This is a genomic window from Sutcliffiella horikoshii, assembly GCF_020524325.1.
GTDB classification, from domain to species: Bacteria; Bacillota; Bacilli; order Bacillales; family Bacillaceae_I; genus Sutcliffiella_A; species Sutcliffiella_A horikoshii_D.
On sequence record NZ_JAIVKY010000010.1, the window covers coordinates 1 to 23,480 of the forward strand.

At 41.0% G+C, this 23,480-nt stretch carries 24 protein-coding genes; 14 read left to right on the forward strand and 10 right to left on the reverse strand.

The window, feature by feature from the left end; all coding sequences use genetic code 11:
- Window positions 1-432: 432 nt before the first annotated feature.
- Window positions 433-1,644, reverse strand: a complete 1,212-nt coding sequence (locus LC091_RS16365) for a cytochrome P450 (RefSeq protein WP_226683106.1) — start codon at window positions 1,642-1,644, stop codon at window positions 433-435.
- Between the two features lie 204 nt (window positions 1,645-1,848).
- On the opposite strand from LC091_RS16365, the gene LC091_RS16370 reads away from it, so the two are divergent.
- Together LC091_RS16370 and LC091_RS16375 are read left to right on the forward strand one after the other, a co-directional pair.
- On the forward strand, window positions 1,849-3,030 hold the full coding sequence (locus LC091_RS16370) for an FxLYD domain-containing protein (protein ID WP_226683107.1): 1,182 nt from the start codon (window positions 1,849-1,851) through the stop codon (window positions 3,028-3,030).
- Window positions 3,031-3,070: 40 nt separating this feature from the next.
- Window positions 3,071-4,201, forward strand: a complete 1,131-nt coding sequence (locus tag LC091_RS16375) for a S1C family serine protease (protein WP_226683108.1) — start codon at window positions 3,071-3,073, stop codon at window positions 4,199-4,201.
- Between the two features lie 199 nt (window positions 4,202-4,400).
- On the opposite strand, the gene LC091_RS16380 is transcribed toward LC091_RS16375, so the two are convergent.
- Window positions 4,401-4,805 carry a C40 family peptidase gene (locus LC091_RS16380; RefSeq protein WP_226683109.1) on the reverse strand — a complete coding sequence of 135 codons (405 nt, stop codon included), beginning with the start codon at window positions 4,803-4,805 and terminating at the stop codon, window positions 4,401-4,403.
- A 99-nt stretch (window positions 4,806-4,904) separates the two neighbouring features.
- On the opposite strand from LC091_RS16380, the gene LC091_RS16385 reads away from it, so the two are divergent.
- Entirely contained in the window at window positions 4,905-5,684 is a 780-nt protein-coding gene (locus LC091_RS16385; RefSeq protein ID WP_226683110.1) for an arylamine N-acetyltransferase, read from the forward strand.
- 53 nt (window positions 5,685-5,737) lie between these two features.
- On the opposite strand, the gene LC091_RS16390 is transcribed toward LC091_RS16385, so the two are convergent.
- Window positions 5,738-6,466, reverse strand: coding sequence for a TspO/MBR family protein (locus LC091_RS16390; RefSeq protein ID WP_226683111.1), 729 nt, complete (start codon window positions 6,464-6,466; stop codon window positions 5,738-5,740).
- Window positions 6,467-6,656: 190 nt separating this feature from the next.
- On the opposite strand from LC091_RS16390, the gene LC091_RS16395 reads away from it, so the two are divergent.
- The 3 genes from LC091_RS16395 to LC091_RS16405 all read left to right on the forward strand — a co-directional run bounded on the left by LC091_RS16395 (window position 6,657) and on the right by LC091_RS16405 (window position 10,501).
- Window positions 6,657-7,985: a polysaccharide biosynthesis protein gene (locus tag LC091_RS16395; protein WP_226683112.1), complete on the forward strand. Its 1,329-nt coding sequence runs from the start codon at window positions 6,657-6,659 to the stop codon at window positions 7,983-7,985.
- A gap of 434 nt (window positions 7,986-8,419) precedes the next feature.
- A complete protein-coding gene (locus tag LC091_RS16400; RefSeq protein ID WP_226683113.1) occupies window positions 8,420-9,274 on the forward strand; it encodes a YitT family protein in 855 nt (284 codons plus the stop codon).
- 135 nt (window positions 9,275-9,409) lie between these two features.
- Window positions 9,410-10,501, forward strand: coding sequence for a nitric oxide synthase oxygenase (locus LC091_RS16405; protein WP_226683114.1), 1,092 nt, complete (start codon window positions 9,410-9,412; stop codon window positions 10,499-10,501).
- Between the two features lie 489 nt (window positions 10,502-10,990).
- Here LC091_RS16405 and mreBH read toward each other — a convergent pair whose 3' ends face one another.
- Window positions 10,991-11,998, reverse strand: a complete 1,008-nt coding sequence (gene mreBH, locus LC091_RS16410; RefSeq protein WP_060664306.1) for a rod-share determining protein MreBH — start codon at window positions 11,996-11,998, stop codon at window positions 10,991-10,993.
- A 214-nt stretch (window positions 11,999-12,212) separates the two neighbouring features.
- Between mreBH and LC091_RS16415 the strand changes: the two genes are divergently transcribed.
- Window positions 12,213-12,785 carry a hypothetical protein gene (locus tag LC091_RS16415; RefSeq protein ID WP_226683115.1) on the forward strand — a complete coding sequence of 191 codons (573 nt, stop codon included), beginning with the start codon at window positions 12,213-12,215 and terminating at the stop codon, window positions 12,783-12,785.
- Between the two features lie 33 nt (window positions 12,786-12,818).
- On the opposite strand, the gene LC091_RS16420 is transcribed toward LC091_RS16415, so the two are convergent.
- A complete protein-coding gene (locus tag LC091_RS16420; RefSeq protein ID WP_226683116.1) occupies window positions 12,819-13,490 on the reverse strand; it encodes a class F sortase in 672 nt (223 codons plus the stop codon).
- Entirely contained in the window at window positions 13,474-14,274 is an 801-nt protein-coding gene (locus tag LC091_RS16425) for a DUF4397 domain-containing protein (protein ID WP_226683117.1), read from the reverse strand. The genes LC091_RS16420 and LC091_RS16425 overlap by 17 nt, the downstream gene beginning before the upstream one ends.
- Before the next feature lie 333 nt (window positions 14,275-14,607).
- On the opposite strand from LC091_RS16425, the gene LC091_RS16430 reads away from it, so the two are divergent.
- Both LC091_RS16430 and LC091_RS16435 read left to right on the forward strand, forming a co-directional pair.
- On the forward strand, window positions 14,608-14,925 hold the full coding sequence (locus LC091_RS16430; protein ID WP_169290613.1) for a hypothetical protein: 318 nt from the start codon (window positions 14,608-14,610) through the stop codon (window positions 14,923-14,925).
- A 182-nt stretch (window positions 14,926-15,107) separates the two neighbouring features.
- Complete coding sequence (locus LC091_RS16435; protein ID WP_223492304.1) at window positions 15,108-15,557, forward strand: NUDIX domain-containing protein; 450 nt, start codon at window positions 15,108-15,110, stop codon at window positions 15,555-15,557.
- A 137-nt stretch (window positions 15,558-15,694) separates the two neighbouring features.
- Here the strand turns inward: LC091_RS16435 and LC091_RS16440 are convergent, their stop codons facing one another.
- Complete coding sequence (locus tag LC091_RS16440) at window positions 15,695-16,990, reverse strand: NCS2 family permease (protein ID WP_226683118.1); 1,296 nt, start codon at window positions 16,988-16,990, stop codon at window positions 15,695-15,697.
- 171 nt (window positions 16,991-17,161) lie between these two features.
- Between LC091_RS16440 and LC091_RS16445 the strand changes: the two genes are divergently transcribed.
- The 5 genes from LC091_RS16445 (at window position 17,162) to LC091_RS20440 (ending at window position 21,572) form a co-directional block, all read left to right on the forward strand.
- Complete coding sequence (locus tag LC091_RS16445) at window positions 17,162-17,554, forward strand: DnaJ family domain-containing protein (protein ID WP_226683119.1); 393 nt, start codon at window positions 17,162-17,164, stop codon at window positions 17,552-17,554.
- A gap of 371 nt (window positions 17,555-17,925) precedes the next feature.
- Entirely contained in the window at window positions 17,926-18,603 is a 678-nt protein-coding gene (locus LC091_RS16450) for a response regulator transcription factor (protein WP_226683120.1), read from the forward strand.
- The gene (locus LC091_RS16455; protein ID WP_226683121.1) at window positions 18,600-20,027 is read left to right on the forward strand and encodes a HAMP domain-containing sensor histidine kinase; all 1,428 of its coding nucleotides are present in this window, start codon (window positions 18,600-18,602) and stop codon (window positions 20,025-20,027) included. The genes LC091_RS16450 and LC091_RS16455 overlap by 4 nt, the downstream gene beginning before the upstream one ends.
- 103 nt (window positions 20,028-20,130) lie before the next feature.
- Window positions 20,131-21,372 carry a S1C family serine protease gene (locus LC091_RS16460; protein ID WP_226683122.1) on the forward strand — a complete coding sequence of 414 codons (1,242 nt, stop codon included), beginning with the start codon at window positions 20,131-20,133 and terminating at the stop codon, window positions 21,370-21,372.
- A gap of 65 nt (window positions 21,373-21,437) precedes the next feature.
- Entirely contained in the window at window positions 21,438-21,572 is a 135-nt protein-coding gene (locus tag LC091_RS20440; RefSeq protein WP_010191666.1) for a hypothetical protein, read from the forward strand.
- A 142-nt stretch (window positions 21,573-21,714) separates the two neighbouring features.
- Here LC091_RS20440 and LC091_RS16465 read toward each other — a convergent pair whose 3' ends face one another.
- From LC091_RS16465 to LC091_RS16475, 3 genes are all read right to left on the reverse strand, one after another.
- Window positions 21,715-21,879 carry a hypothetical protein gene (locus LC091_RS16465; protein ID WP_226683123.1) on the reverse strand — a complete coding sequence of 55 codons (165 nt, stop codon included), beginning with the start codon at window positions 21,877-21,879 and terminating at the stop codon, window positions 21,715-21,717.
- A 451-nt stretch (window positions 21,880-22,330) separates the two neighbouring features.
- Window positions 22,331-23,197: a metal-dependent hydrolase gene (locus LC091_RS16470; RefSeq protein ID WP_226683124.1), complete on the reverse strand. Its 867-nt coding sequence runs from the start codon at window positions 23,195-23,197 to the stop codon at window positions 22,331-22,333.
- Window positions 23,198-23,285: 88 nt separating this feature from the next.
- The gene (locus LC091_RS16475; protein WP_168865934.1) at window positions 23,286-23,453 is read right to left on the reverse strand and encodes a hypothetical protein; all 168 of its coding nucleotides are present in this window, start codon (window positions 23,451-23,453) and stop codon (window positions 23,286-23,288) included.
- Between the last annotated feature and the right edge of the window lie 27 nt (window positions 23,454-23,480).

The following is a 23,480-nucleotide window of genomic DNA, read 5'->3' on the forward strand; positions in this document are numbered from 1 at the left end:
GGGCTTCGTCCAAAATTGGCCACAAGTGATGAACCAATTATTAATCAATGATAATCTTAAGGGAAGAGCTGTTAAGTACCTCGATTAAGAAAACTTACACAGTTTATTTGACACACCCTGGTTCGGACATTTACCTGCTCTCTTCGGACAATTTACCGATGGAAAAAAAGGGGTTCGGACAATTTACCGAGGTAGTTCGGTCAACTTTTACTATGGGCTTGGTCATTTGTTTTAGAGGTTCGGTCAAATTTAGAAAAACTTCGGTCAACAATCCGAAATCTTTGGTCAACTTTCCAAAAACTTCGGTCAACTTCTGAAAATCTTCGGACATTTGGAATCTTCCCGCATTCATTCCCAACAAAACCGAACGTCCTATCCAAAACTAAAAATCGGCAGCCACACGATGCGACTGCCGACATCCTATCAAAAAACCTATTCCACAACCCCACTAAACTTCAACGCCTCAAACCCTCGAAACACAATATTATTACGTCTAACAGGCTCTTCAAGTATTTCTACATCATGTACTCGTTTAAGAAGTACCTCCAATGCAATGACGGCTTCAAGTCTTGCAAGGGGTGCTCCTAAGCAAAAATGAGGTCCGGATGCGAAGGAAAGATGCTTCACATTTTCCCTAGAAACATTAAAAACATCAGGCGACTCATGAATGTTAGGATCACGGTTGGCTGCAGCGAGAGCGATAATTGCAGTTTGGGCCTTCTTTAGTTGTTGTCCGCTAAGCTCCATATCTTCTCCTACCCATCTTGAGGTAAGCAAAACGGGCGGATCGTAACGAAGTATTTCTTCAACCGCATTTCCAATCAAGGAAGGATCATCTAAGAGCTTTTTCATTTCATTACGGTGCTTAAGCAACAGGTGGTAGCCGTTTGTAATCAGATTTACTGTTGTTTCATGGCCAGCGATTAATAGCAATAGGCAAGTCGCCACAAGCTCATCTTCATTTAACTTGTCTCCAGAGTCGGAAACGGCTATAAGTCCGCTCAATAAATCCTCACCGGGGTTCACACGTTTTGCCGCAATGAGCTTACGCATATATTGGTCCGCTTCCTCTAAGGAAGGAGCAACCGCCTCTAAATCTGCTTGGGTCGTATTAAAATCAATGAATGTTACGAATGAATCCGACCAGACGCGGAATCGGTCTCGATCTTCTTTTGGCACGCCGATCAATTCTGTTATGACCATGACGGGCAGGGAATAAGCAAAGTCACGAATCAGTTCATGCTCCGCTTTCCCTTTTCTTGCATCCAAAAGATAGTTCGCCATTTCCACAATAGTCGGACGCAAGCGCTCGGTCATCCGCGGAGTGAACGCTTTATTCACAAGCCCGCGTAGCCTGGTATGGTTTGGTGCGTCTCGGAAAAGCATCATATTGCGATTTAGCATAACCACTGGCACTAATGTCTGTGGAATAGGAGGCATATTCTCCTCAGGCACTAGGTTTCTAATTTCTTTAATAAATCTGGAGTCTTTTAACACGGACTCTACTTCCTTGTATCCGGTAATTAACCATCCTTCCACATTGAAGAATGAAACCCATTGGATAGGATTCGTAGCTTGTGCTTGTTTGAACATCTCATATGGATTGTCTATAAATGCTTTTGCCACATCTGTTTGTACACTCATTAACGCCCCTCCTTAACTATCTGCTCTTCAATAATTCGCTAAAAAGTGAGGAAATCCTTGATGAAAATACAAAAAAGGAAAAAGTTTCTACCTTTTTTCTCCAGAAATACCGCCCTCATTTGACACTTATCTAGCAATCTATTGTAAAATGGTCTAATAACAATAATGAGGTTAATTACATAAAGTGATGGAGGCTTATATAGAATGTTTTGTCACAAATGTGGTAGGAAAGTGACATCTGATGCGAATTTCTGCTTTAATTGTGGAGCGAATTTGAAGGAAGATGTGGAGAATATAGAAGAGGAATGGTTGGAAGGTAGAGGAAAACATAAGAAAAAGCGTTATACATACATTCCATTTTTACCTCCCATTATTAGTTTAGTGCTGATAGCTGGAACCATTGGGTGGTATTACAATCATGAACAAAGTGTCAATGCAGAAGTGCTGGCGATAAAAAAAGAAGCAGAAGATTTGGCCCTGCAAGGGGAATATGACATGGCAAAGGCAGAGTTGGCCGGTGCCATGGAACTGAGACCTTCTTATCATGTGTTAAGAAACAATCTTGAAGTGGTGAAAATTGCAGAAGAGGTTAACGGGGAGTTAGAGGAAGTAAGAGAGCAGATCAAAACGAAAAAGTTTGAAGATGCCGAAAAAAATCTTACAAGGCTTCGTGAGAAAATCACGAGGTTAGATGGACCTTTGATCCAACCATTAAAAGAAGATGTGTCTGAAAAGGATGTCATGATTAAGGTTGGAAAAATAAATAATGAGTTAGACCAGCTAAAAACGGTAGATGAACTCTCAAGAAAGCTTGCCGTCATTTCTTCCATTCCTTCAGAAGAGGGGAAAGCGGTAAAGGAGCAAATCTTAAATCGCATCGTGCAGCTTACGGTGGAGGATGCAGAAGATAAAATGGAGCAAAAGCAGTTTACCAATGCGATGACGATAACAGACAGAGGGCTTCAATATGCTGTGAACGACAAGCGACTCCTGTCTCTAAAAGAAAAAATCGAGCAATCCCGTCAAGAATTTGAACAGGCGGAGTTTGAAAGAATAGAAAAGGCCATGGAAGCGGCGGCCAAAGAAGATTTGAAAAATAAGAACGCAGCCTTGGAAATCGTCGACTTTAAGGCAGAAGAGGATGAAGTCGGAGGCATGACCGTCACTGGTGAAGTAAAGAATATTGTGTCGGCAACCGTATCCTCCATTACCGTCTACTATAATATTTTAAGTAAAGATAAGACGGTATTAGATACCGGTTTTACCACCGTTTATCCGTTCAAATTGGAGCCAGGTAAAAAAGGGAAGTTTGAAGACTATTATTATGGTGTATTTGAAGATGTGACAGTGGAGATAGAAAACATTACTTGGGTTGTGGAAGAGTAGAAAAGCACTCGAAACGGCCAAACATTAAGAAGGTGTAGCAATGAATGTAAGATGGTTCATAAGTATCATCATGACGATCATTTTAATTGGTGGGGGAATCCTTGGTTATTTTCATATAAAAAATACGATCCCTGCTCAACTGACCGCTCCATCTAAATTGTATTTGGAGTCTGAAGTAGTAGAAAAGGAAAATGTCCCCCAAGCTTTAAAAGAAATAATATTTGAATCTCAAAAACTTGTGGTAAAAATTGAATTACCGGACGGATCGTTTGGATCTGGTTTTCTTTACAACGATAAAGGCGATGTTATTACCAATGCCCATGTTGTAGCGAATGCGAAAGATGTCAAAGTAACTTCCGCAGATTCTAAAGAACTAACAGGAGAAGTGATCGGCATCAGTATTGATACGGATATTGCTGTCGTGCGAGTTTCTGAATTGGAAGGTACCAAACCTTTCAAGCTAGCAAAAACTAGAAAAGCAGAGCTCGGTGATGATGTAATTGCTTTGGGGAGCCCTTTAGGTCTTCAAAATACAGTCACAACAGGGATCATTAGTGGTGTAGGACGTGAGTTTGAAATCGATTCTTTCAAGTATGAAGATGTGTTCCAAATTTCCGCACCAATTGCACCTGGTAACAGTGGCGGTCCGCTTATTGATACAAAAACTGGGGAAGTGGTGGGAATCAATTCCGCAACTATGGATCAAGGAGTGATTGGCTTCAGTATACCTTTAGTCAATGTCATGCCGATGATAGAAAGCTGGTCGGCGTCTCCCATGGAGTCACTGCCAAGGATTGGGGCTAACACAACCGGAAACAGTGCAGGTGAAACATCAACGAATGCCGATATTGCAGAATACCTCGTCAATTATTTTTACGAAAGCATCAATTATCGCGATTACGTGACGGCCTATTCGTTGCTCGGGAGCAGCTGGCAATCTAAAACGACTTATGAGGATTTTCGTGCAGGATATCTCGATTTCTTAACAATTGAGGTAGATGATTTGCTTACGAAGCAGAATGGGAATAACGTAGAAGTTATCACGGTCATTACTGCGCAGGAGCGTTCGGAAAAAGGAGTATCCTATAAAAAATTCAAGGTTACCTTTGAACTGGGGCTTGAGAATGATCAAATGAAAATACTCTCTGAGAAGCGGGAGAGTATGGAATAGAATGAAAAAAAGGCCAAGCGATTTTTGCTTTGGCTTTTTTGCTAGAGTTAGAAAGTATATAACTCGGTTAATTTCCGTTCCAGGCGCTTCGCTTTCCTGCGGGCGGTCCGTGAGCCTCCTCACAACGCTTCAGGGGTCTCACCTGTCTCTTCCTCCCGCGGGCGTCTGCGCGCCTACCACTCCAATCAACTGTGTAGTCTCATCCAACTACACGTCTTACCCCTATCAGTTTTTTTCGCCAATAGGGATCAAGGGAGGCGATTGATACTTTCTTTTCTATCCGGGATGTGTGTAAGATGGAATTATTCCCTATGAAAATTGCAACATGACCAATTTTGTGAATTTCTTTATGATTAGTACGCTTAGGGGTGGTGAAGAATACAAGATCTCCGCGTCTTACAGATGACAGTAGGACAGGTTTACCGATAAGATACTGCTGCCGGGAAGTTCTTGGCAAAATAATGCCATGCGCACCATATACATATTGAACAAATGAACTGCAATCAAACCTGTCTGTCCGTCCGGATTCTGCACCAAAAACGTATGGTGTTCCAAGGAATTCCTTGCCGGTTTTTATAATTCGTTTTGCCTTTTGGAGGGACATTCATGTCACCTACTTTCATCTATTGCTATATTAGTAGATGAAAGATAATAGAGAATTGCTTGGACAATCTAGTAGTTTTTTTACATAGGAGGTAGGAATATGAGTGTAAAAGATAGATTTCTGCATTACTTGGGAGTAGATGAGAAAGAGGCGGATCTTGCATTTTTAAATGAACTGATTGCTGCCCATCAGTCTAAGGTAAGATGGGAAACTTGGACAAAATTCCTTGATTTTGAAGAGAGGAAGATGAAGGATCTTTATTTGCCAAGTATTGAGGAGTATGTGGACAGAGTGATAAATACTGGAACAGGTGGAACCTGCTGGACTTTGGCGATTGGCTTTCATTATTTGTTGAAAGAGCTAGGTTTTAAAGTTGATTACTTGTATATGACGCCTGGCCATCTTTGTTTACAGGTGGAGTTAGATCAGCCCTATTATGTGGATGTTGGGTATTGTGCCCCGTTTTTTAAGGCGTTTCCATTGCATAGCTCGTTTGAAGTGTGTACAGATATGGAGATTTTCCGTTATCAGGTAAACGGGGATGAGGCTTTGGTGGAGCGTACACCGGGACCTACGAAGTCATTGGGTATGAAGCCTGTTACATTTGAGGAAATGATGGGTCCTTTACTTGATTCGCATAATTGGGAAGAGGGCTTTTCTTTTCATAGCCTGAGGATGTTTGGTTATATTGACGGGGTTCCTTATCAATTGCGCGAAAATGCAATAAGAAGATTTAAAGACCAAACGCATGTTGAGGAAGAGTTGACCGATGAGCAAATGCGCTATTGGATCGAGGAAAGGTTTGGGGCAGATTACGGTGTATACTTGCGGGCGAAGGAGATATATCGGAAGCGGAAAGGACCGAAAGAGAGTATATGACCATAAAAAGAACCTTTGTGCAACATCCAAAGGTTCTTTTTTAAATCTAGTACCTAATTTGACTTCTTTATTTTTCCTCCAAGCAACGTCATCACCAAGATCACAGCAGCCAAGGCATACGCAACATATGCGACATTGCTGTAATCTTCCATGTTTTTCACGCCAATTCCAATGAAGGCCCAGACGAAGACAAGCGGATATATCCAGTCAGCTTGAGAAATCCGAAACCATATAGCTAAAAGGGTTGCCACAACAAGCATGATGATCGTCCATGTCACATCTGATAAGCCAAATCCATTCCAGCCCTTTTCAACCAATACATAACTAATGTTTACAATGGTGGCGACACTGATCCATCCTAAATAAATAGAGAAGGTTGCTAAATCAAGCTTGCCAGGGTTAGATGCACGCATTTTCGTATAGAGTGCGATAAGTGTCAGTAACAAGCTAATCATCACCACTACTGTTGTCACCCAGAATCCGTAATGCCACAGTACCACCCATGCACTGTTTAACAAGCAGCTTAAGACAAAAAGGCCGCTCGTGTTCACATAAATCGGCAGATCTCTGCGTGATATCGGGAACTGGCGAATAATCCAAATGCCAAGCATTAGATAAATCAAACTCCAGATGGAAAATACATAGCCCGCAGGTTGAATAAGTACATTAATTCGATTTGCGATATCCCCTGTTGTAAGCCCGTTAATCGGTAAGGCATTGGCAAGATAATTTACAACTATGACCAAAATAAATGCAGCGATATTCAATAAAAGTCTCCACATTAGAAACACTCCTTTCTTCTCTCTACTATTACTATTCCTTTTGGCGAACTTACATAACCATCCCAATATGCAAGTGAAGCAGAATAAGTAGAAGGACTCACAACATTCCAGCCATATTTTCACAACTTGTCTCATAAAATAGGAAATGGATTTTCTAAGAGTGAGAGGTAGAGAGGGGACAATTTTGGTTATGAATAAATTTTTTAAAGGGACACTCCTTCTGGCAATTGCCGCCTTTCTGGGAGAGAGCATAGAATTTATCGTCAATATGGTACTGGCCAAGAATCTTGGGGAAGAGGGTATGGGGCTTTATATGTCTGTTCTGCCAGTCATTTTTCTGGTAATCGTCATCTCTAGTTTAGAGCTGCCAATATCTATATCCAAATTTGTCGCCGCCAAAGAAGAGAAGTATCATCAAAGCATGCTTCATCATGCCATGCGGCTGACTATTGTATTTACTATGATGGTGCTGTGCGTAGCAGCGGTCATCCTACCGTTTGTTCCTGTTTTCGAGCATTACCACCCGCTTGTTAAATGGTTGATTCTTATTCTGATTCCGGTAATTTCCTTCTCCTCTATAGCGAGAGGATATTTTATGGGACTTCAGCATATGGGCAAGATTGCCATCTCGAATTTTTTAAGGAAGATTGTGCAACTAAGCCTGCTTGTCCTTGTTTATCACTTCTTTCATTTTTCATTGGAAGTTTCCATTCTGATCGCTCTTTGCACATTGGTGGCAACAGAGCTGATTGTCTGTTTGTATCTTCTCTATATGTACAGGCTTCAGTATATCGAGCTAAAAACAAAGGCTGCCGCCCGGATCGATGGCAGAACAGTGAGAAAGAGCTTACTTGAAGTATCCATTCCTACAACGGGTATGCGTCTTTTTCATGCCGTGACAAATGCCATTCAACCGTTCCTAATTAAAATTGCGCTTGTAAAAGCAGGGCTCACTCATACGATTGCACTGGAGGAGTTCGGACTCCTTGCCGGGGTGGCATTAACCATTGGCTTTTTCCCTGGATTTATCGCACACTCATTGTTAATTGTCCTTATTCCGACGGTTTCCGAAGCCCATGCGAATCATGATTATCAAAAAATGCAGAAGCTGCTAAAGCAAGTGATGATTATCACGTTTATTTATGGCATTCCTATTGTGATGGTGTTTTACCACTTTGCGATTCCGCTGACGAATGTCTTTTTTGAAAATTCTCATGCTGCGTCATATGTTCAGCTGTTGTGGCCATTCTTTCTTTTCCACTTGTTTGTCTCGCCATTGCAAGCTTATTTAATTGGATTGGGGTTAATTAAGGATGCTTTTTTACATTCCATTTGGTCAACCTGTATTTCTTTTCTGTTAATGTTTCTACTCGGTTCGCTTCCCAACTTGCAGATGAATGGGGTAATCCTTGGCATGAATACCGGGATGGTTTTGCTGACATTGATGCATTATTTTACCGTCTGTAACAAAATACATGTAACGCTATGGTTAAAACGGATAGAATCACCTTCAGTTTAATGAAGCCACAATAAAAGTCTCTGATGTAATGTGTTGTTTAGACACCTCTGTTGATTTCCGCAAATGGCTTCGCTTTCCTAGGGGCGGTGCTTGAGCCTCATCGCATTCGCTGCGGGGTCTCAAGCTACCGCTATCTCCCTCAGGACAAGGAAGGCTCCGGCAGCAATACATCGCACGAAGAAAATGCGTAGCATTTTCGAGGAGTCTTCGCCTTTTGCTCCCATCCACAGCTAGAAATCACTAATTACATGAGATGTCAGTTTATTAGTGGCTTGTATTTAAGCATGAAGATATTTTTAAACAAACGTTTGTTTCACGTGAAAAGAATTAATCCGCTTTCAATTGTGCAACTTCTTGCTTATGTGTTTACATGCCTGTCCTAGGTCTTTATAATCCCAACTAGACTGTTAAAATCAAGAGGGAGGCTGACCGGTATGAACAAACACTTGAAAACACTTTTATTCTTGCACGTAGGTCCTCTTTTTGTTGCGATACATGTACATTTTTTTCTATCACCAAATAGCTTGGCGACAGGGGGAGTCAGTGGACTTTCCATCATCTTGAACGACGTATTTCCGATGTTATCGATCGGTGTCTTAATGTTGATCGTGAATTTAGTCTTATTTATTGTGGGCTTTTTACTACTTGGATTCGGATTTGGGGCAAAAACGATTTATGCGAGTGTCATGCTATCTGTAATGGTATGGCTTTTAGAGGCTCTGTTTCCAATCAGTGGGCCAATCAGTGAGGACATCTTGATTCAATTGATTATCGGCCAATGTATTGCGGCACTGGGAATGGCGCTTGTGTTTAATCAGCGGGCATCCACAGGGGGAACCGATATTATTGCGTTAATTTTAAATAAATATTTTTCTGTGGATATGGGCCGTGGAGTATTATTGGCAGATATCTTTATCGCTTTATCTTCCATTCTGGTGTTCGGACCCGAAGTTGGGATGTATGCGGTATTCGGCGTTATTTTAAATGGATTGGTTATTGATTATGTGCTTCAACAGGTGAACGAAATGCGTGAAGTCGTGATTATCAGCAGTGAAAGTGATCAAATCCGCTCCTATATTGTTGGACAGTTAGGACGTGGAGCAACTATACACTATGCAAAAGGTGCCTTTACTTCTGACGAAAAAGAGGTAATCACCACCATCTTGAACAAAAAAGACTTCTCTAAATTGAAAAAGTTCATTGGAGCAACGGACGAACAAGCATTTATTACTGTCCATAATATGAAAGAGATATTAGGGCAGAACTTTAAACAATTAGTGACGAAATGATTAACTGGGACAGGTCCCTCGACCCAAATAAGGGTGAGGGACCTGTCCCTATTTATTACCAACACCTAAAAAGTTTCTTTTCCAGTGCCAAAAAGCTTACAATAAGAAGAGGGAAATTCATTTGAGGTGGACATATTGTTAGAAAAAAAGGAAGTTCTTTTAAAAAAAGCAGAGGAATTTATCCTGCAGTGTTATCAGGAATTGGGGAAGTCCGAGGACGAAATGACTGTCAGGCTGCAGATGATAAAAGATGAAATAGACCTATATGGTTATTATGAGCATACATACGAAGAATTGGCACATGGCTCGAAAATGGCATGGCGCAACAGCAACCGTTGCATAGGCAGACTATTTTGGAATTCGTTACATGTGATAGACCGTCGTCACTTAGAAGACGAAAAGGATATTGCAGAATCATTATTACATCACATTGAATTTGCAACGAACCATGGCAAAATAAAGCCAACTATCACTGTTTTCCGTCAACAAAAAGAAGAAGGGAAGCAGATGCGAATCTGGAACCATCAACTTTTGCGGTACGCTGGTTATGAGACCGATTACGGAGTTATTGGGGATCCGGCATCCATCGACTTCACGAGAAAGTGTCAGGAATTAGGATGGGAAGGTACAAAAACCCATTTTGATATATTGCCTTTAATAGTGCAGGTTGATGGAGCGGAGCCAAAACTATTTGATATACCAGAGAACATAGTGCTTGAAGTGCCGATTGTTCATCCTACCATACCTGCGTTTGTTGATTTAGGGTTGAAATGGTATGGCACGCCATTGATTTCCGATATGCGATTAGAGATTGGTGGTATCCATTACACTGCTGCCCCATTTAACGGCTGGTATATGGAAACAGAGATTGGTGCGAGGAATTTTGCGGATGCTGATCGGTATAATATGCTCCCGAAAGTTGCATCACTTATGAACTTTGATACGAGTACGAATGCGACGATGTGGAAGGACAAAGCGCTGATAGAGTTGAATTTAGCGGTGGTTCACTCCTTTAAGGAACGTGGAGTCAGCATTGTTGATCATCATACTGCTGCGACGCAGTTCAAACTTTTTGAGGAGCGGGAAGCGGAAAGTTGCCGGCATGTAACAGGGGAGTGGGCATGGTTGATTCCGCCTGTGTCGCCTGCTGCAACGCATATCTTTCATAAGTCATATGAGAACAAAATCGTGTTGCCGAACTATTTTTACCAGGATAAATTGTATTGAATTTGGTCTCTTCCCGCGGATGGGGAGGGGCTTTTTATTTAGATTAGGAAATATTATATTACGGTTGATTTCCGTTCCAGGCGCTTCGCTTGCCTGCGGGCGGTCCGTGAGCCTCCTCACTTCGTTGCGGGGTCTCACCTGTCCCTTCCTCCCGCGGGCGTCTACGCGCCTTCCACTACAATCAACTAGGTTATATCATTTGCTTTAGGGTTTGTGAAAAATCATCTAACGGAGTTAACTGAAAAAGCACTAACATCTCGTTCATGTAATTTCCAGCTGTGGATTGGAGCAAATGGCGGAGCCTCCAGCGGGGGAGTAACGGTAGCTTGAGACCCCACAGCGCAGCGAGGAGCCTCAAGCACCGTCCCGCGGAAAGCGAAGCCATTTGCGGAAAGGAACAGCGTTGGTTATCCAAACAAACAACTTTATATAACAAACAAAAACCGAGCCCCTGAGATAGGAGCTCGGTTTTTTGTGTTTATTTTTTAATCAAGTAGCAGCCTTTTGCAGCTTATGAATAACAGTCAATGATTTTCCTGTACCGATCGCAACAGACTCCAATGGGTTTGGTGCCACATATACAGGAACAACAATTTCATTGCTCAACCATTCTTGCATCCCGTTCAACAGAGCGCCACCACCAGTGATGATAACCCCTCTGTCTACGATGTCCCCACTTAGTTCCGGAGGGCAATCTTCAAGCGTTGCACGGATTGCTTCAAGGATGTGCAATAAAGATTCTTTGATCGCTTTTTGAATTTCAGTAGAGTGCAATTCGATCGTTTTTGGTAGACCTGTTACAAGGTCACGACCGCGGATTTCCATCGTGATTTCTTCGTGGTCCACTAATGCATAACCAATTGTCATTTTGATTTGCTCAGCAGTACGCTCACCAATCAACAGGTTGTAGTTTTTGCGTACATGATGCACGATATCGTCATCAAATTGGTCTCCACCTACACGGATTGAGTTACAAGAAACTACGCCACCGTAAGAGATGATGGCAACCTCTGTTGTACCGCCACCGATGTCCACTACCACGTTAGCCACAGGCTCGTCTACTGGTAGATCTGCACCGATTGCAGCCGCTACAGGCTCTTCAATCAAATGAACGTGTTTTGCACCACAGTTTTTTACCGCGTCTTGAATAGCACGACGCTCAACCGACGTAGAGCCAGATGGTGTACATACAACTACACTAGGCTTACGAATGGAGAAGCCCATTGCTTTGCCAGCTTTTTTCATGATTTGCTTTAGCATGCTTGTCGTGATGTCGAAATCTGCGATAACGCCATCCTTCAATGGTCGAACTGCCACGATTCTTCCTGGAGTCTTACCAATCATGTTTTTCGCTTCTGTACCAACAGCAAGCACGGCCTTAGTTTCTAAATCAATTGCTACAACGGACGGTTCATTGAACACAATCCCTTTACTTTTACTATAAACCAGCGTATTCGCTGTACCTAAGTCGATCCCAATTTCAGTTGTTGAAAACATAATCCATTCACCCAATCTTTTTAGTTAGTTAGTTTAGGTCTCTTATATACTTTCTACGAAGAATGTCGTTTTGTGGGGGTGAATGTACTAGAATAATATGGTAATATATTTAAACGGAAGGTAAGATGTTCATACTTTATAATACTATTAGAAACTCGTGGATTTTACTGGATAGTTATGTTATATTCTAGAAAAAAACGGGGATATACTGCCTATGATTTTTCATAATGAGCATAAGGAAATAGAAGAATTAGAAGAAGAGGGCTTTTGGGATGTTAATCCTAGAACGGTTACTTTCTTCTTAGCGGCGTTGGCCTTAATTGTTGCGATCATTACTTTTCTAAGCTTTTATGATGGATGGAAAGTAAAGAGTCAGGAAGAAGTAGCCACTTATGTTAATGAAATGAATCAATTTTTGACAAAAAGTAAGCAATATTCCGATTCTGTAGAAGACTCTCTTAAGAATGGGACAGCTACAATGTTTACTAAAAAAGATGAACAGGAATTTCGTACCCTTATGGATACAGCGGGCAAGTTGCCTTTCCCATCGAAGTGGAAAGAGCATCAAGAAGCAGCAGCGGGGCTAATTTCTGCTAGATTTATGTTTTTCTATCACTATCAGCAGGATATACGGCTGGGTGAGGAGGACATGGAAAAAAAGTTGTCCGAGCTTGAAAAACTTGAAAAGGAAGAAAAAGAAGTGCTCCTATCTTCGTTCGATGCTTCAGGTATTCCCTATCATGAAACAGAAGAGGGCAAGATTACTTTCTCCATTAAAACCTACTAAGAAACCTGAAGTTCTCTCTTTTATTGAGAGGCTTCAGGTTTCTTTTAATTCTGTATAAATCACAAGCCGTTCTTGATGATTGTTTGTTTTGCGATCATAAAGACCGGTACAGGTAATCAAATTCAGTTGTTGATTATTTGTCGGTCCAAATATCGTACGTATTGGAGCTTGATCGTATGGATAAGCTTCCTTCCCTGTGACAACAAAGGTCAAGGTTTGGTCACCATCCTCCACAATAACCTCATCACCAATCTCCAAGTCTTTTAAGTAGAAGAAAATGGCAGGACCAGTATAGTCGTCAACATGTGCCGCCAATACTGCATTTCCTTTTGCGCCAGGTTTTGTTCCCGGTTCAAACCATGCGACAGTTTCTCCGTCCTCGGGAACAGCCATGGCACCTGATTCATCCAATCCATAAGGTTTCACACTTGCATCCACGTTTATAGCAGGAATTGTGAGCCTCGTAGGAATGATGCCCTTTGGAGGAGGAGTCATTTCTGATTTGTTAGAATCAGCTTGATTTTCCTCATCAGATTTGGTGTTATTCTCATCTACTTGTGAAGCTATTTCTTCCTCCGGAGCATTGACAGTCTCCGGAGGAAGATTTGTATCAGCTTCATTCATTGTAATAGGTGAACATGCTGTGGAGAAGATTAGTAAGCCTCCCAACAGACCTAATAGTTTCTTATTATTTTTGTGCCGCAAAGCGACGCACTCCAACAGCCGCTGCTCCAACTACTAGAAGACCAGCAATTAAAGCCCAAGAGTTGATACCGTTAGATTGTGAAGCACCACCCATACCTGTTTGAGGCATTTCGCTTGGCATCATCGTGTTATCTTCTAATACTAATACTTCGATATTGTCTACTGTGTTGATTGCATATACAGAGTAAACTTTGTTTTCCTCAAGCATTGTACCAGACAAGTCTAATACTTGCTCTCCACCATCAGCTGTGCGAACTTCCAAATCATATGTTCCAGCATCAAGTGTCATGTAATCTGTTACTGCTTTGAATTCTGCTCCAGAGAATACGTCATCTCCGCCAATTAAGCCAACATTTACTGCAGGTGCGTCAGGTGAGAAGTGACCTACACGAATTTTAGATTGACCTTCCGCAACCATGTTGTCATCAGTAGTAACAGATAGTTCAAGGTTTTCCACTGTATTAATTGCTGCAACTGTATAAGACATTCCAGCTTCGATCGTTAAGTCGGTAGCGATGACAGGATCTGCTTCACCCATTGTTCCAGCTGCATAGATTTCCACTTTGTGCGTACCAGCTGGTAAGTTCATGTAATCAGTAGCTGCTTTAAATTCTGCATTTTCAACTGTTGCTTCGCCATTTACATAAACATCAACTGCTGGAGCATCAGGTGAAGCGTGGATGATGCGGACCATTGCGTGGTCATTTGCACTTGCAAAGCTTCCTAATACTGAGAATGCCAAAATACTTGCGATACCTGCAATTAATAAACGTAACTTTTTCAATCAAATCTCTCCCTTTTGTATAATTTATGTACAAGTGATGTTCACCACCTGTATAACAAATATATACCACATTACTTTGAATTAAAACTAATAATATGCTCTTGAATGTGCTCTATTAAAAAATGAATTTGTTTTATGAGTGAGGAGTGCGGGTATAAAATGACTATAAAACAAGGAGGCGATAAAATGAGTAAACTATTTAAAAGAGTATTTGTTGCGGTGTTGCCGATATTGGTGAAAGAAGGATTTCGTTATTATAAAGAAAGAAAAAGTTCATCCACCAGCAGCACCAAAAGTGCGTAAGGTATTGGTGTGAGAAAGGAGGGAATCACATTGGATAAGTTTACTTATTATGTAACAATGGAAACAGGTCAGATTCACCGGGAACCTTTTGACGATCAGGTTAAATATTATGAAGTGCTTGCAACACAGGAAGAAATTCATGAAATTGAAAGACTTTTTGAGGAGTTGCATACGACAGAATATAGTCCAGATGCGTTCAAAAGCCCGCTAAATGAAAAAAGCACTCAAGAGCATCGGGATAAACAACAATTAATACTTGATAAAATACTTGTAGCCATCTATGAATTGGGTACAGAAGTGACCAAAGAAGAGATTCGCACAATGAATGGAATGAACCAGCGTGTTTAAAAGACGCTGGTTTTTTTATGGGGGTAGAGTGTAAGATTGGTAGCTTCTGACCACAAATAAGAACATTATGGAATAAATTATCTGGAGGAAAGACCTATTTTTGGCTATGGCTCGGGCTTTCCGTTGAAAGTGGCGTGCGACCGCGTTAGACTAGGTAAAAAAGCAGTGTTAGGAGTATTCCTATGATGAATAAACAAAAACAGATTAGTATGTATCCTGCCGTGGCAGTGATCATCTTTGATGAGCAAAAAAGAATCTTATTACAAAAGCGAGCGGATGTTGGATTGTGGACGATTCCAGCCGGACATGTGGAACCAGGTGAGACGGTGGAGGAAGCAGCTGTACGAGAGGTTTATCAAGATACAGGACTGGTCGTCGATCCATACCGCCTGATTGGCGTTTACTCTGACCCAGAATCACAAACTTTTGAATACCCGGATGGGCGATTAGTCCAGTTTGTGACATCGTATTTTGAAGCGGAGATAACAGGAGGGACTACCACTAAAAAGGACCCTGCCCTCATTGAGCTCGAGTTCTTTGCGCCAAACAAACTGCCACATGACCTCTTGCCTATGCACCCAAGATGGCTAGTCGACGCTTTCTCTGACAGACCTGAAGCATTTGTAAGGTGAAGGGTAAGTAAGATAGAGGCAATTATGTATAACCATTTATTATTCGACGCGAACTGAAAAAATCCTTGAGGGGTCTGACCCCCTCAAGGATTTTTTTCTAACTATATATCAATTAAAGTTGATATCATTCAAAATCATTAATGCACATTTGTTAAGAACGTCAGGAAGAAGAGTGCCGCGATCACGTATAGTGGAGCGGAGACTTCTTTTGCTTTGCCTAGTAAGAGCTTCATTAGCGGGTAGGCAATGAAGCCGAATGCGATGCCGTCTGCGATAGAGTAAGAGAATGGAATCATTACAATTACTAGAAAAGCAGGGAATCCTTCTGATAGGTCTTGGAAGTCGATTTGCTTCACAGATTGAAGCATCAGTACACCAATGATAATTAAGATTGGTGAAATCGCACTGCCAGGAATTATTTTAATGAAAGGAATCGCAAACATGGAAAGCAAGAATAGGCTTCCTGTCGTTATTGCTGTTACACCGGTTCTTCCGCCAGCAGCAATACCTGCTGCCGTTTCCACTGTTGAAACGGTAGGGCTGGTACCGAAAAGCCCACTTGTTAAAATGGAGATTCCGTTTGCCTGGAAGGAACGTTTGAACTTTTCAGGGCGATTGATCATTCCCAGGTGTCCGTTGATAAGCCCGATGTTCTCAAACAAGAGAACCATCGTTAAAGAGAAGACAGCCACTAAGAACGTGAACTCTCCAATCTTTGTAAATGAAACGGCACCAAATAAGGAAAGATAGCTATCCAACGGTAAAGCACTTCCACCAACATCAGAGAAGTTTACCACTCCCAAAGCAGCTGCGATAACCGTACCAGCAACAATACTAATTAAAAAGTTTGCTGGGACATTTCGCATAAACAATGTTACGGCTAAAATCACCGTCAGGATCGTGGCAATCACATAAGGACTAGAAACATCTCCAAGTGATAATAAAGAGTTTTCGCCTTTTACAATAAGTCCGCCTTTTTCCAAACCAATCAAGGTCAAGAATAACCCTAACCCAACCGTAATCGCATGCTTTAAAGAGCTTGGAATCGCCTCGAGTAGCACTTGTGCAAGTTTTGTAAACGAAATGATTGTTACAATCACACCAGAAACCACTACGACGCCCAATGCTTCTTGCCAGGTTAATCCCATAGAATGAACCAACGTATAGGTGAACATTGCGTTGATCCCCATACCAGGAACAAGGATGATCGGCGCATTCGCCCAAAATCCCATCAGCCAACAACCTACAACACATGTGAGGATGGTGGCGATGATTCCGGCTTCAATTGGAATACCTGCTTCTGCAAGAATCGTTGCATTAACAGCAATAATGTACACAATGGTAAAGAATGAAATCATTCCGGCCATCAATTCACGCTTTAAAGTCGTCTCATGACCAGCCAGATCAAATGAATTCTTCATCCATTGAAGCATAGTAAAACACCTTATTCAGTTTCCCTCTCCCACCCGGCCGCACAGGACCCACAAACAAGTATTATAACTCGCAATCATTCATCCGACAATAGAAAATTAAAAAGTATATTTGTAAGAATGTTCAGAAAAAACACGCGCTTTTTTTAGGAGAAATGGGGTAAACTGGTAGTAATGAATAGGAAAAGGGTGAGTGCGGTGGACTTTTTTCGACTAACAGATGAAAAAATTAGAAAAGCTTATGAAGATGGAGAGTTTGAAAACCTGCCTGGTTACGGTAAACGACTCGAACTCGAAGATTTATCAAATGTCCCTCCTGAGATGAGAATGGCATACAAAATGATGAAGAACGCGGGGATGATGGAAGAACAGCAGGTTCGAACAGAGATTGAGTATTTAGAAGACCTTATCGATGGAGTGCACAGTGACATGGAAGAAGCCAGGTTGAACCAAAGGCTAACAGAGAAACAGCTACGATTACAGCAACTAGTCCAAAAGAAGAAAAAAGACGCCAATTCAGCGGTTTTCAAAGACTATCAGAACCAAATCTTGAAAAGGTTCGATTAAACTTAAGGAAAAAGGACGGATCCCCCAGAATAGATGTGGATCTGTCCTTTTTATGTGGGCATTTTTTAGTATATTCATTCAGATGGCAGGTATATCCATTGTAAAAGTGATATATCCATTGCAAAACCAGTATATCCATTGTAAAACTGATATAACCATTGCAAAAGTGATATATCAACTGTAAAACCGATATATCCATCGTAACAAAATATCTAACTTTACATAGAAGTTACACGAACATTACACTTTCAATTCTCATCAAATTCTCATCCCACGAGCACCAATATTTAGGTAGTATTAAAGAGAGACTTAAAATAAGGCAACTCGTCTAAAATAAATCTAGAACCCACACGTAAGGTGGAGGTGCAACCATGTGCAAAGTATTAATAATAGAAGACGAGAAGAATCTTGCTCGCTTTATTGAGCTAGAGCTACAATATGAAGGTTTTGAAGTGGCAGCATCCTATGATGGGAGAGAAGGTCTTGACCTTGCACTAAAAGAAGATTGGGATATTATCTTGTTAGATTTAATGCTCCCTGGACTTAGTGGGATGGAGGTTTGCCGAAGAATCCGTGCAGCTAAAGAAACACCTATCATTATGCTGACTGCAAGGGATAGTGTGATGGACAAAGTATCAGGTCTTGATAGTGGTGCGGATGATTATATGTCCAAGCCGTTTGCTATTGAGGAGCTTTTAGCAAGGATCCGTGCACTTTTTCGCCGCATGGAAGGGAAGAGGGAAGAGGAGAATAATATCCTGTCCTTTAGGGAGCTAAAAGTAGACCTGGATGCAAGAACCGTCATGAGGGCGGAAGAACAGATAGATCTGACAAAGAGGGAATTTGACCTGCTTGTGATTTTCATGACCAATATTAACAGGGTGCTGACAAGAGAGCTTTTACTAGACAAGGTATGGGAACTTGGGTCTTATGCGGAAACAAATGTTGTCGATGTTTATGTCCGATATTTGCGCAATAAGATTGATAAACCAAGTGAAGAAAGCTACATCCAAACAGTAAGAGGGACAGGTTACGTGATGAGAAAATGAATCAATTTCAAAGGTATGTAAAACAACTGCCAATCAGGTGGAAAATAACTATATGGTCCTCCTTGGTATTATTCGTTCTTTTCGTAGCATACAACTCTGTTCAATATTATGTGATGAGGACTTGGATGATTGAACAAGAAGAACGCAATATACAGGAAAAGATGAAAGAGATTCAGGCATATTTCTCAGAGCAACCTTTTTTTGTAGGTAGGACGGAAATAGTAAACAGCAGCGGTTTTATCGAGAAAGTAAATGAAACCAATGAACTTATCCGTGTCATTGATAAAGATGGAGCTCTGCTGGTTGCCGTTGCAACAAATCTCCCACGAGAATTACTTATCACTCCAGTAGAAAGCAAAAACCTGGAACATGTGAAAGTAAATGGAAAACATTATCTCATTCATCGAAAACCTGTGATTACCAATGGATTTATTGGGTACATAGAAATAATAAGAGACTTAAAGAATTATGAACGGCTTCGAGGATTGATTTTCCTTGTCACCTGGTCTGCCGGTGCCGGAGCGATTCTATTGAGTGGAGTCGGTGGTATGCTTATTGCCAAACAACTCCTTGCACCGATTCAAGCGCTCACAGATACGATGAAGCGAATTAAGATGCGCGGATTTAAGGAACGTGTACCTCAGGATAAAAATCAAAAGGATGAAATAGCAGATTTGTCTAATGTTTTTAATGAAATGATGGATGATGTGGAGATTTCTTTCCAAAAACAAAAACAATTTGTAGAGGATGCCTCCCATGAATTGAGAACGCCAATATCCATTTTAGAGGGACATCTTAAACTGCTCAACCGATGGGGTAAAAATGATCCTGAGGTACTAGAAGAATCATTAAAGGCATCAGAACAGGAAGTAGAAAGGCTCAAAATGCTCGTCTATGAACTGCTGGAACTCACCCGCTTGGAATCCGACCGGCTGGAATTAGCTGAGGACTTCATTGAGCCTGTCCATGTTGTGGAAGATGTTGTGAAGAAATTCACTTTGCTCTATCCTTCTCTGACATTTAAGTATGAAAACACCTTGAATAGTGAAATGAAAGTGGCGATTGCAGAAAGACATTTGGAACAGGTGCTTATCATCCTACTTGATAACGCCGTGAAATATTCTAACGGATCCACTACTGTTGAAATCGTTACAGAACAAATCCAGAATCAATTTGCTTTATCCATTAAAGATTACGGCATTGGTATTCCAAAAGAGGATTTAGAAAAAGTCTTTGATCGATTTTATAGAGTGGATAAGGCACGGAGCAGAGAAAAAGGTGGTCAAGGTCTCGGTCTGTCTATAGCTAAGAGAATGGTAACTAATTACAGAGGCACCATTACAGCGGATAGTATTGAAGGAGAATGGACGGAAATTACGGTAACGCTAAATGGTGTATTAGAAGAAGAAACACAACAAGAGTAGCACACAAAAAAATTCTCATCATATTCTCATTTTTCTTTAAGATTACTTTCATCCTTATAGGGTTAAATAGAAGTAGATAAAAAATTGATGAGGTGAATTAAATATGGGTTATTATGACGAGCATGTAACTCAAAAGAGAACTAGGAAAGAAAAGAGCTTCGGAAAAGTAGTGTTTGCAGCTGTGACTGGAGGAGTTATCGGAGCGCTTGGAATTGTAGCTATGTTACCAGTCCTATTAGATTGGGGATTTTACATGGATAACAATGAAGCGGGTGCTTCTGAAACAGCACCAATGAGTGTAGAAACCAACTCGGTTGTTCAAACAGACCAGGTGGAATACGAAAAAATACAAACAAATATAACAAATGCGGTAGAAAACGTTTCTGAAGCTGTAGTTGGGGTAGTTAATATACAAAGAGGCGGAAATTCCCTATTCGACCCACGTGGTGCGCAAGGAGATCAGGAGGCAGGAACCGGCTCGGGTGTTGTTTACAAGAAGGAGAACGGTAAAGCCTATATTGTAACTAACGCTCATGTTATTGACGGAGCTTCTAAAGTGGAAGTAAGTCTTGTAGATGGAACAAGAGTAGAAGCTGAAGTCGTAGGTAGTGACGCTTTAACGGATTTAGCCGTACTAACGGTGGACGAAGCAAACATTAAACAAGTTGCAAAATTCGGTGATTCTGATGCAATCACACTTGGTGAACCGGTCATTGCTATTGGAAATCCATTAGGACTTGAATTCTTTGGATCTGTTACTCAAGGAATCATAAGTGGAAAAGAGCGGATTATACCCGTTGATATAGATCAAAATGGCCAACCTGACTGGGAAGCAGATGTTATTCAAACGGATGCTGCCATTAACCCAGGTAACAGTGGTGGAGCACTTGTTAATCTTCGTGGTGAAGTTATAGGTATCAACTCCATGAAAATAGCTCAATCAAGAGTTGAAGGTATAGGATTTGCCATTCCAATCCGTGCTGTTCAACCTATCATTGAGGATCTTGAAAAACATAAAGAAGTACAAAGACCATTTATGGGAGTCGGCTTAGCGTCACTTTCGGATGTTCCTCTTGAAGCACAAAGGTCTACTTTAAAGCTTCCTGAAGAAGTGAAAAGTGGAATTGTCGTGACAGGAGTAGAACCAACTTCCCCTGCAGATAAGGCTGGTCTTAAACAATACGATGTTATCGTAAAACTTGATGATCAAGAAATAAAGGACGCACTTGGTTTAAGAAAATTCCTTTATAGCCAAAAGAATATCGGTGACATGATGAAAGTTACCTATTATCGTGATGGTAAATTGGAAGAAACAGAAATGAAACTAGTTAAGCAGATGTTCTAGTATGAGATGAAATAAATTATGTATGTGTGAAAGTCCAATAATCTAACGAATAGAGGGATGAAAACATGCAAAAGACTGTAGAAAAAGCGAAAAAAGGGATCGACGTCAGAAAAATCGTTGATAAGTATAAAGCTAAAGGAATTAAGGTAGAAGTTGTAAAACCAAGGTTAGATCTAATTAAAGGCTTAAGCCCACAATAACTATATATACTCCCCCTTAAATATATATAGGCGACCTGTTATCAAGTTTGGTAACTCGTCGCCTTTTGTGTTTTATGCCATATTTTTTAGACAAACTAAAAAACCGGACATGAGTCACGGTTTTCAAAGGGGGGAGTTCTATTTATTTCGTAATTAATTCTTGAACCATGTATTTCTGATAGACGTGAATAATTTCTTCGTCATCCATTCCTAGAACTTCTTCACGCAGGTGGCCTTTGTTAGTCAATGTTTGTTCTACACTTTCACGTTCCATGTCCGTTAAAAAGTATCTCTTTGAAACTATCATCTACTAGCACCTCGTTTGTTTTTTAGTATTTAATGATAGTATTCCCAGTTTAGTAGAATAATATACATTAATACTAAAAAAAAATGAAAAGTTTTTTTGTTGCTAAAACACCGCTGTTGATTTCCGGAAATGGCTTCGCTTTCCTAGGGGGCTCACGTGAGCATCCTGGGAAAGCCTGACGCCACTGAAAAAGTCTATAAATTTAGATGTAGTTTAGACACCGCTGTTGATTTCCGAAAAAGGCTTCGCTTTCCTAGGGGCCTGCTGGAGCATCCTCGGCTACGCCTGCGGGGTCTCCACCTAGCGCTATCTCCCTCAGGAGTCTCCGCTTTTTTCTCCAATCAACAGCTACGAATCATCATAAAACGCAGGAGTCTCGCGTCTTTCACTCCAACCAACAAGGCGAAATTGTTAATACATTGCATTTACTAATTTTCTTAATAAGTCAGCATCATTGCTTTTCTATATATTCAAATAGAAAGGATTGGCCGTTTCGGTAGAATCTTGGGTCGTAGATGCCGAGTCTTTCTTTGTCATCGACAATGACGACGAATGGAGACCACTCGTATAAGGTTTTTGCTTCTGGCACTTGGGCAAATAATGTGTCCAAGTCGGCTGCTTCTGCTGATTTTAAGGTGTATTGCAATGTAGGACTAGTGAAAAGTGCATCGTCAAAGATTTCCACTGTATGTTCGTTTTTCCCTATCACAGAAAAATGCCAAGGTAGGAAACTTGCAGACAATGCTACTTGCTCGTATTTATCTTCGTATTGCTTGTATAACATATAACCTTGGCTTGTTTGTATGGCAACATGGGCAATAATCAATATCCATACCAAACGATATAGGAGATGTCTCTCTTTATTCCAAAGCTTTCTGGCGAAAAAAGCGATCGCAATAATTGTCCAGATGACAAAGTCCACAATTGGGATGGTGCCAAAGGTTACTCTTATAGAGGAGAATGGTTCTAGATAGCCGGTTCCCCATGCATTAAACAAGTCTGCTGTGTTATGTATGAATACAGCAATAAGCGGAACCCAGAAAAAGCGCCAATCTTTTCTTTTTAAAAACCAAATACTGAGTAAAAAGAAGAGCAAAGCCCATATCGGAACCATAAATAACGAGTGAGTTATTCCTCTGTGCCACATTTGGTACATGCCTTCTGTGTCCCAGAGGCTGGAAATGACATCACTGTCCGGGATTTGGCTTGCCCCGACAGCTGAGACAAACATTGCAATCTTAGTCTTTTTATAATCTTGGCGTTTATCTACTGCGCCATAAATGGTCATCCCAAAAAGTGTGTGGGTAATGGTATCCACGGTAAGCCACCTCATTATATGTCTATTGTAATTTCATTTTACCTTATGAACAGTAAATAAAAAAAGAAACAACCTTCTTGAGGCTGTTTCATTTTGCGTTTATGGATTCATTTTCTTCTGTCGGTTCTGGAGGCAGAGGATCGATTTCGATGGCGTCTTTTTTGTTAAGTCCTTGTGAGACATTATAGAGAAAGATGCCCATCAGTAAGAATAATAATAAGACAAATCCTATGGTTGCTGCGTAAAGAAAAACCATGCTTATCCCCCCTCTGTACACTTATAT

What these genes read in the sequence shown, in the direction of transcription:
- LC091_RS16365 (WP_226683106.1), bottom strand. Translation starts at nt 1,644, where the DNA reads ATGAGTGTACAAACAGATGTGGCAAAAGCATTTATAGACAATCCATAT.
- LC091_RS16370 (WP_226683107.1), top strand. Translation starts at nt 1,849, where the DNA reads ATGTTTTGTCACAAATGTGGTAGGAAAGTGACATCTGATGCGAATTTC.
- LC091_RS16375 (WP_226683108.1), top strand. Translation starts at nt 3,071, where the DNA reads ATGAATGTAAGATGGTTCATAAGTATCATCATGACGATCATTTTAATT.
- LC091_RS16380 (WP_226683109.1), bottom strand. Translation starts at nt 4,805, where the DNA reads ATGTCCCTCCAAAAGGCAAAACGAATTATAAAAACCGGCAAGGAATTC.
- LC091_RS16385 (WP_226683110.1), top strand. Translation starts at nt 4,905, where the DNA reads ATGAGTGTAAAAGATAGATTTCTGCATTACTTGGGAGTAGATGAGAAA.
- LC091_RS16390 (WP_226683111.1), bottom strand. Translation starts at nt 6,466, where the DNA reads ATGTGGAGACTTTTATTGAATATCGCTGCATTTATTTTGGTCATAGTT.
- LC091_RS16395 (WP_226683112.1), top strand. Translation starts at nt 6,657, where the DNA reads ATGAATAAATTTTTTAAAGGGACACTCCTTCTGGCAATTGCCGCCTTT.
- LC091_RS16400 (WP_226683113.1), top strand. Translation starts at nt 8,420, where the DNA reads ATGAACAAACACTTGAAAACACTTTTATTCTTGCACGTAGGTCCTCTT.
- mreBH (WP_060664306.1), bottom strand. Translation starts at nt 11,998, where the DNA reads ATGTTTTCAACAACTGAAATTGGGATCGACTTAGGTACAGCGAATACG.
- LC091_RS16415 (WP_226683115.1), top strand. Translation starts at nt 12,213, where the DNA reads ATGATTTTTCATAATGAGCATAAGGAAATAGAAGAATTAGAAGAAGAG.
- LC091_RS16435 (WP_223492304.1), top strand. Translation starts at nt 15,108, where the DNA reads ATGATGAATAAACAAAAACAGATTAGTATGTATCCTGCCGTGGCAGTG.
- LC091_RS16440 (WP_226683118.1), bottom strand. Translation starts at nt 16,990, where the DNA reads ATGCTTCAATGGATGAAGAATTCATTTGATCTGGCTGGTCATGAGACG.
- LC091_RS16445 (WP_226683119.1), top strand. Translation starts at nt 17,162, where the DNA reads ATGAATAGGAAAAGGGTGAGTGCGGTGGACTTTTTTCGACTAACAGAT.
- LC091_RS16450 (WP_226683120.1), top strand. Translation starts at nt 17,926, where the DNA reads ATGTGCAAAGTATTAATAATAGAAGACGAGAAGAATCTTGCTCGCTTT.
- LC091_RS16455 (WP_226683121.1), top strand. Translation starts at nt 18,600, where the DNA reads ATGAATCAATTTCAAAGGTATGTAAAACAACTGCCAATCAGGTGGAAA.
- LC091_RS16460 (WP_226683122.1), top strand. Translation starts at nt 20,131, where the DNA reads ATGGGTTATTATGACGAGCATGTAACTCAAAAGAGAACTAGGAAAGAA.
- LC091_RS20440 (WP_010191666.1), top strand. Translation starts at nt 21,438, where the DNA reads ATGCAAAAGACTGTAGAAAAAGCGAAAAAAGGGATCGACGTCAGAAAA.
- LC091_RS16465 (WP_226683123.1), bottom strand. Translation starts at nt 21,879, where the DNA reads ATGATAGTTTCAAAGAGATACTTTTTAACGGACATGGAACGTGAAAGT.
- LC091_RS16475 (WP_168865934.1), bottom strand. Translation starts at nt 23,453, where the DNA reads ATGGTTTTTCTTTACGCAGCAACCATAGGATTTGTCTTATTATTATTC.